This window comes from Streptomyces sp. NPDC037301 (assembly GCF_055602785.1).
On sequence record NZ_JBVJWD010000119.1, the window covers coordinates 1 to 7,306 of the forward strand.

5 protein-coding genes are annotated in these 7,306 nt (G+C 66.1%); 1 reads left to right on the forward strand and 4 read right to left on the reverse strand.

Going from position 1 to position 7,306, the window contains the following annotated elements; translation table 11 throughout:
• Positions 1–122: 122 nt before the first annotated feature.
• Positions 123–1,808 carry a GH25 family lysozyme gene (locus tag ACZ7IB_RS48345; protein ID WP_470921682.1) on the reverse strand — a complete coding sequence of 562 codons (1,686 nt, stop codon included), beginning with the start codon at positions 1,806–1,808 and terminating at the stop codon, positions 123–125.
• Between the two features lie 199 nt (positions 1,809–2,007).
• On the opposite strand from ACZ7IB_RS48345, the gene ACZ7IB_RS48350 reads away from it, so the two are divergent.
• The gene (locus ACZ7IB_RS48350; RefSeq protein ID WP_470921684.1) at positions 2,008–2,967 is read left to right on the forward strand and encodes a DUF2690 domain-containing protein; all 960 of its coding nucleotides are present in this window, start codon (positions 2,008–2,010) and stop codon (positions 2,965–2,967) included.
• Between the two features lie 495 nt (positions 2,968–3,462).
• On the opposite strand, the gene ACZ7IB_RS48355 is transcribed toward ACZ7IB_RS48350, so the two are convergent.
• From ACZ7IB_RS48355 to ACZ7IB_RS48365, 3 genes are all read right to left on the reverse strand, one after another.
• Entirely contained in the window at positions 3,463–3,660 is a 198-nt protein-coding gene (locus ACZ7IB_RS48355) for a hypothetical protein (protein ID WP_470921686.1), read from the reverse strand.
• A gap of 271 nt (positions 3,661–3,931) precedes the next feature.
• Positions 3,932–5,227: a DUF1173 family protein gene (locus tag ACZ7IB_RS48360; protein ID WP_470921688.1), complete on the reverse strand. Its 1,296-nt coding sequence runs from the start codon at positions 5,225–5,227 to the stop codon at positions 3,932–3,934.
• A 409-nt stretch (positions 5,228–5,636) separates the two neighbouring features.
• Entirely contained in the window at positions 5,637–6,407 is a 771-nt protein-coding gene (locus tag ACZ7IB_RS48365) for an IclR family transcriptional regulator (RefSeq protein WP_470921690.1), read from the reverse strand.
• Positions 6,408–7,306: the final 899 nt, after the last annotated feature.

The following is a 7,306-nucleotide window of genomic DNA, read 5'->3' on the forward strand; positions in this document are numbered from 1 at the left end:
GGGGGGGTAGTAGTGTGCTGGTCCCTCCCCCCCCCCCCCCTCCCCCTCCCCCCCCCCCCCCCCCCCCCCCCCCCCCCCCCCCCCCCCCCCCCCCCCCCCCCCCCCCCCCCGCCAGACATCGGTTACTTCCAGGCGCAGTGGACGTGGGTCTTGTGGCCGCGGGAAGGCGGGCCGATGACCTCGGTGGCACCGGCCGCGCTACAGGCCTTCATGAAGGCGTTGGCGGGTGCGCCGGAACCGACGTGCTTGCCGTTGATCACGTTGACGTCGAACGACAGGCCGCGGTAGTGGCGCGAGGTGGCGCTGTGCACGCCGCCGACGAACTCGGAGATGTTGAAGCGGTAGCCGTTCTGGTTGCGCAGGGTGAGCAGGGTCCTGAGCATCCGCGGGTCCAGCTGCACGCGACGGGCGCCGACGTGGCTCTGCCGGCTGGTGAGTGCGCCGCGGCCGGCAGCCATGTCGACGATGTTGGCGTAGGCGGTGGAGGCGCTGTCCCTGGTTTCCGAGTGGGCACGGGCGAAGGTGATGCCGGGGGCGTTGAGGACCTGCTTCGCCAGAGCTGCACTGTCGCCGGTGCCGCCGCCCGGCTCGGTGGTGCCGCGGTCCGCCAGCAGTGCGGCCCAAGTGCGGGGGCCAGCGATCCCGTCAGCCGTCAGTCGCTTCGCGGCCTGGAAGGAGCGTACGGCGGCGCTGGTGGCCGGACCGAACTCGCCGTCCGCGTCGATGCGCGCACCGCTGGCAATCAGCTGATGCTGGAGGGCGGCGACAGCCTTTCCGCGGCTTCCCTCCTTCACCGTCACGAGAAGGGCGCCCCAGGTGCGGGGGCCGATGATGCCGTCGGCTTCCAGCCCCCCGGCGGTCTGGAAGGAGCGTACGGCGGCGCTGGTGGCCGGACCGAACACGCCGTCCGCGTCGATCCGCGCACCATGGGCGATCAGGAGCTCCTGAGCGGTGACGACGTCGGTGCCGCGGCTTTGGGAATTGAGCACCGGTGCCGCCGGAACGGACGGCGCGGTGGGCGGCTGCGGGGCCGGGGCGGTGCCGGACCGGTGGGCGAGCTGCTGCAGTTCCGCGAGGGTCCCGCGGAAGACGTTGAGGTCGACCTTCTCCGAGTGGATGCCAGGCACGGTGCCGCGTTCGGTGTACTGCCAGATCTTCCAGCGCTGTCCGGCGCGCGGCAGATCAGCCGGTTCGGTCGAGCCGCTCTCGTAGCGCGGCTGCCACAGGACGTGGCCGGCAAAGAGTGATCCGTCTCCGTTCATGCAGCGGTCCACGAACGGCTTGGCGGCGTAGATGATCGGCTTGACGCCCATCTCCTTGTTGATCACGTTCAGGAAGGCGCCGACCTGAGCGGTGCTGAAGTTGCGCGGGCAGTTCCCGTCCTTGAGCTCCAAGTCGAGCAGGGGCGGAAGCTCTCCGGCGTTCTTGCCGGTGTAGCCGGCAGCCTTCACCGTCCGAACAAAATTCTGAGCCTGGGCAGCACCCGGGGTGAACCCGAAGAAGTGGTACGCGCCGTGCATCAGCCCGGCCTGCTTTGCGCCCTGGAGGTCCCGCTGGAACCATTTGTCGGTCCAGTCGGCGCCCTCAGTGGCCTTCGCGTACATGAAGGACTGGCCGGAGGAGCGCACCTTCCTCCAGTCGGTCGGCTGCCCGCCGTCGTGGTTGAAGTGACTCGTATCCACTCCCTTAACGGTGTAGGTACTGGGGGCAGCTGCGTCGGCCGGCAGAACGGTCATGGCGGCGAAGAGCATTCCTCCGCCTGCGAGCACCGCACCCGTCCAGCTGGCCACCTTGCTTGTCGTCTTCATGCCGAATCCTCTCGAGGAACTGCCCGAGTCGCAGGCCTGCTCGAAGCCGGTCCGTGACAGCGGGACTGTGGTGAGCCCTGTTGCTCGAGAGGGACGATGACCGTCTCACCATCCCAACGCTAGGGTGTTGGTGACGTTGGGTCACATTGGGATGCGCGGGTCGATGACCAGCGCCTTCCCGGAATCTTGTGGGGTGCCTATGGGACAGTTCGGGACGGGGAGAGACGATGGGCCGGGACTGGACGGATCCGATGAGACGGCAGCGGAACTCGCTGCTCTGCTGAACCTGGTCCGCCGCTACATGAGCGAACTGGACTGGTCCTACCAGGTGCTGGAGAGAAACACCGGCGTCTCACGCAGTACGTGGAACCGCTGGTACACGCAGAAAAAGCTCCCCAAACGCGATGCGCTGATCAGCTTCGCCGCCGCCGCGCCCCGCGTCGTGAACCGAGACGAACTCCTCGGGCTGTGGGACGCGGCGTGGCAGGCGCAGGAGGCGAAGCAGGCGCGGGCGGCAGACCGCGTTCCGGCTGACGACGAACAGACAGACCGACAGCCCACGGCTACTCCGGCGATGACACCGGCGTCCGAGCACCAGGCATCAGCCGGGACGACGCCGCAGACGGAAGCCGAGAAGCATGCCGGTAAGAAGACTGGGTGGGTTGTCGCCGGCATCATCAGTGCGGTCGTCCTGGGGGGCGCGGCCGTCTGGGGCATCAACGCCAGCGCCGACAACTTAGCCAATTCCCAAGGAACATCTACCTCGGCTTCACCCACCACATCCCAGGCAACAGCTTCGGCGCTGGCCACCTGCCACAGCGACTCCTGCGCCTCGGTGGAGCCGAAGGAGACCGTCTGCTCACAGGACGCCATCACCGCATACACCGGGCACAAGTTCGGGGTGACGATCGAACTGCGCTACAGCCCCCGCTGCGACGCCGCCTGGGCCAAGATGAGTAACACGTCGCCGGAGGACCGCGTCATAATCACCCCCAAACGTGGAGATTCCCAGGAATACCGCCAGCAGTACGGCCACGACGCCCACACCCGAATGGTCCCAGTCACCCGCCCCGAAGACGCTCGCGCCTGCGCGAAGATTCAGGACCGCGGCACCCTCTGCGCCACCACGCCGGCACCGTCCAGCCCCACCCCAACCTGATCACCTGATCTGGCCGCCGAACACCGCTTCGTCGGAGACCTCACCGACGGCCGACTCGCTGCGGCAGCAGGACGACCCCTTGCGATCTGGGGACGACTCCAGGGAAGCCGCGCTGTCAGTCGCGGCGGGCGTACGGTCTGGCCATCCGGCGGGACTGAGCGCCTCGCTACGGAGCCTCGACTCTCTTGTTCAGCAGCCACCAGTCACGTCAGTCAGCGGGGCCAGGTCTGAGGACGACTTGAACGGCAGCCAGCGCCATCGACGGGGCGGAGCATTCGGACCGGCCTCCACAGGACCGCTCCCCTGAGGCACAGGAACCGGGGTTGACGGGACTCGAAGGGTGTCTCAACAGCCGGTGGGATGTCCGTGGTCCGAGCCTTCTGGATCTTGTCGAGCTGCATCCCGACATCGATCCACCGCTCTTACTTCCGGCCGGAACCCGGCAGGTCTAGGAATGAGGAAGTAGCCGAGGATCACTACCGCAGGGCCATTGCTTCAGCGTCGGGTGACGGCGAAGCCGCTGTCGTGCAGGGCTGCCGTCCACACGTCGCGGTCGTACCACTTGTCCGCATCGGGCACCAGCCGACGGATCTCGTTCATCCTGGCCGGCCAGTCATGTCCGGCCGCGGTACGACTTCCCTCGCAGCCGGTGCACCCGTCCTCGCCGTGGTCCGTTTCCCGTGGCCGTGCCATGTCATGTCATGTCATGCATGAGAATTACCGGGACTCCAGGGGGTTGACGGCGGACCGGCCTTGTCGCGGGAATTCCAGACCATGTCCTTGTGAACGCCCACGGCGATGCCGCTGGTCTGCTCGATGTGCAACCTGCGGTGGTGGAGCACCTCGAGGGTCTCCTTCTCCGTGGGCCGGGAACAAGGAATCGAGCATCTCCTGGAGCTCTGCAATTGGATCGGGTGATCACCGACGCGTGGTCTTGGAGCCACGTCGAATACGGAGCCCTTCCTCACGCGTGTGGCCTTCCGCGTGACAGCGATACCTGTGGCATGTCCCGGGCCACTTCCCATGCGATGACCGTGCGGCCCTGTTGCTGGTACCGGACCTGCTTGATCCGCTTACGGATCTCGTATGAAGCCCTGCCCCGCACGCCGTAGACCTCGACATAGGTAGGCGGCTCGGTATCGGTGAGCACGAAGTCGGGGAAAACGTCGTCGCTGCGATCCCAGCGCAAGGGCTTGATCAGCCTCCTGCCTGCATCGGCCAGCGCATCGGCCATCCGCAGCTCATAGGAAGACTCTACCGGGACGTAGTTTCGGTTGGTGAGCATGAAGGCGGCATCTACGACTCTCAGCACATTGGATTGGTGTCGTTGCTCGACAACCAGGAGGGCGATGCGGCGGGCCGTGTCACCGGCGGCCGACGAGAACGCGGCGACGTACGAACGCTTCCAGCGTTCGAGCTGCTTGCCGGAAGTGAACAGACCCTTCGATAGATGGCGTAGCGCTATGCGGTGCCCGTAGGTGCTGGGCACGATCTCTTTGACTTCCCCGAGGATGAGTCCGCGCCGGGCACGACCCTCCTCTCGCTGGCTTAGGCGTTGTTGGAAGCGGTCAAAAGCTTCCTGGTGCATGTCGGCTGTACTGCGTCGAAATACCGGCACGACGTAGAGGGCGTCCTTCAGCGGGTACGCATTGACTGTGCACTCATCCAGCAATCCATGGAGCCGCGCACGACAGTTGTGCCAGTGACGTCTGCTTCCGCGTGGTCGATACCACCGATTGAGCTGGGCCTCCTCCCACAGGAAGTGTGTCAGGCCCAACAGTCCCACGGCTTGCCGCGACGAAGCAGCGTCCTGGCTGTCCGAGGGGTCCAGGCTGGCGGTCACGCCGCTGGCTGTCTCGATGGCGAGCGGCACATCGAGGCGTATGGACGTCCCGTCTTCGGTCTGCAGGATCCCGCCCTGCCCGCGCATGGGCCGCCCGGACAACTCGCCCTCGAGTTTGAAGAAGTCGCAGTGATGAGCGTGCTGACTGCCCTCGTCAGGCCACCCGGCCAGGTGAAACCGGCCCCCGCGGGCACGGATGACAAGGCGGGGCAGCGGCGTCTGCGGCCACTTGCACATGCAGTACGCACAGCCGTCCTCGGAGCGGGCCTTGGAGAACAGGTAGGTGTACTGGGCGGGGTTGCGTCGAACGACGGCGAGCGCGACCCTTTGGTCGGCTATCTGTACGAACTGCTCGCCCTCCGTGATGCGAGCCACCCGCCGTGACAAATGCCCCGCGCCGGAGAATCGCTGGCTCACTGTGTACTTCCCACATGAGAGCGGCAGCGAGTCCTGCCGTCCATGCCCCGGATCGGGCTTGTTCGATTTGCCAGGGCCATGTTCTGAGCCGGGCCATCAAGGCCAGTTTCAACGGCTCGCGGTGGGCCCGCTGTCGGCCAGACCGAGTGTATCCCCGCAGGCACCTGAAATCCGCCGGTCCAGCATGACCGCCGGCCAGAACCCCTCCACTGCCTGCTTGTCAGGCCACGCACACCATCGGGCCGCATCTCTATCTGAAAAGCCGTGAGGTCAGCCCGCCCCCTGGCGGGCACTGCTCTCAGAGCAAGTACACCGCCCACCGGCGGCGCCAGCCCGTTCGGCTCCGATGACCGGTCAAGGACGGGGAACCCACGGACTGTCACATGACGGCACGGGAACAGGAGCAGCATCAGGCAGCCGCCAGCGCCATGGCCGAAGCGCCCTCGCTGCGTCGGCTCATGCGTGCGGCCGTTTGCATCAGGGCGGGCACGTAACTGTGGCGGTGGCGCTGGATCTGGGTCGGCAGCCCGAGCACTGCGAGCGCTCCTGTCACGCTGCGGCCTCGAAAAAGCGGAGCAGCGAGCATTTCCCAGCCGGGGACTGGCGCCTGCGTCAGCGCGTGCCCTTCGGCACGTATCTCCCTGGTGAAACTGCTCGCCGGCGCATCGTCGAGATAAGCCTGGATGACCAGGCCCGCCGCGTCGGCATGCAGCGGAGCCATCGTGAGACGGTCGCGAATCTGAGGCGTGCAGCGTGCAAGCGCTGCCTGGAAGTCAGCCCGCTTGGCCATGTTTGAGTGCAAGCAGAGGCGTGACCCGGTGCCGGCGACCAGGACCGCGGAGAACACCATCACGACCTGTGCGGTCTGACGCTGCAACAGAGCGAGCTCACGGTAGAGCACACCGTCATCCATCACCGCTGAGTCGGGCAGTCCCTCCGCAGGGGTTGCCAGCCGCCCGCGGGCGAGGCCGTACTGTCCCTGGCGAGGGTGTACGAAGGCCTCCGCTCGCACGCCCGCGCTCAGGATCCTGTGCACAGTTGACTTCGTGTATCTCGTGTTCTCGATGATCCGCCACATCGGATGGACACCCGGGCCGAGTTCCTCGACTGCCTGGTACACACGGAACACGCGTTCGTGCGAGGTCGGTTCGGCCGCATCGAAAGGCGCCTGGATAGTCAAGTCTTTCCCCCTCGATCGTGGTTTGACGGTGCCGTCCCGCTTCCGGAAACGAGAAGCATGCACACCGTGTTGCCCCATCCCTATCCCATGACATACCAACGGCGACACTGGAAACGGCACTTCCGGAAATGCCGCTTCCGATCACGGAAAGCTACGGAGAGGCTTATGAGAGGGGCGCGGGCCACGCAAACGAAAGCGGAACTGAGCAGGCGATCAGTGTGATGAAGGACTTGCCATCCTGCTCGGGCGATAACAATGTGTGAATCAACTGGACTGGCCCCCTCCGCACCCGCGGGGGCGTGAAAAGAGGGCAGCTATAGGCAGTGAGCTGCACAAACGCGGCGGGAGCCGGAGAAGCGGCGTGCACTGAGCAGCAGCAGGTCAGTATGCATCCAGATTTTCCGCCACACGGGAAACCGCCACTCGAAGCATCCGGAAGGCGGGATGTGTACACCCCCAAGGCCACCTCAGCATCGTCGAGAGTCTCTTGCACGTCGGTCGACCCTTCCCCGTCTCCCAATCCCGTCCCGCGGTATCGCTGCGCGTAAGAGATCGGCGGGCGGGAATGCGGGAGCGTGCAGTCGCTGATGAATCAGGGGCGGGGACGGGCAAATCGAGCAGTCGGCCACGGTGGCGCATTCCGTACTCCTGAGGTCACACCGGGGCGACGCACACGGGGACACACGCCCTGTCCTCTGCCTTCGGGATCGGCTGGTGCCCATGGAACTGGGCGCGAAGAATGCTGAGCGCACGAGACTCCGGGCTCGATGCACTCGTCGTGACGCCCCGAGGCACCCCCTCGTGCAGGGCTGTTGCAAAGTCTCTTGATCTTGTGTGAGTGCAGATCAGGCGAGTCCGATGAGGTCCAGGGGACGGCGGAAGCTGTCGTAGGACATCGC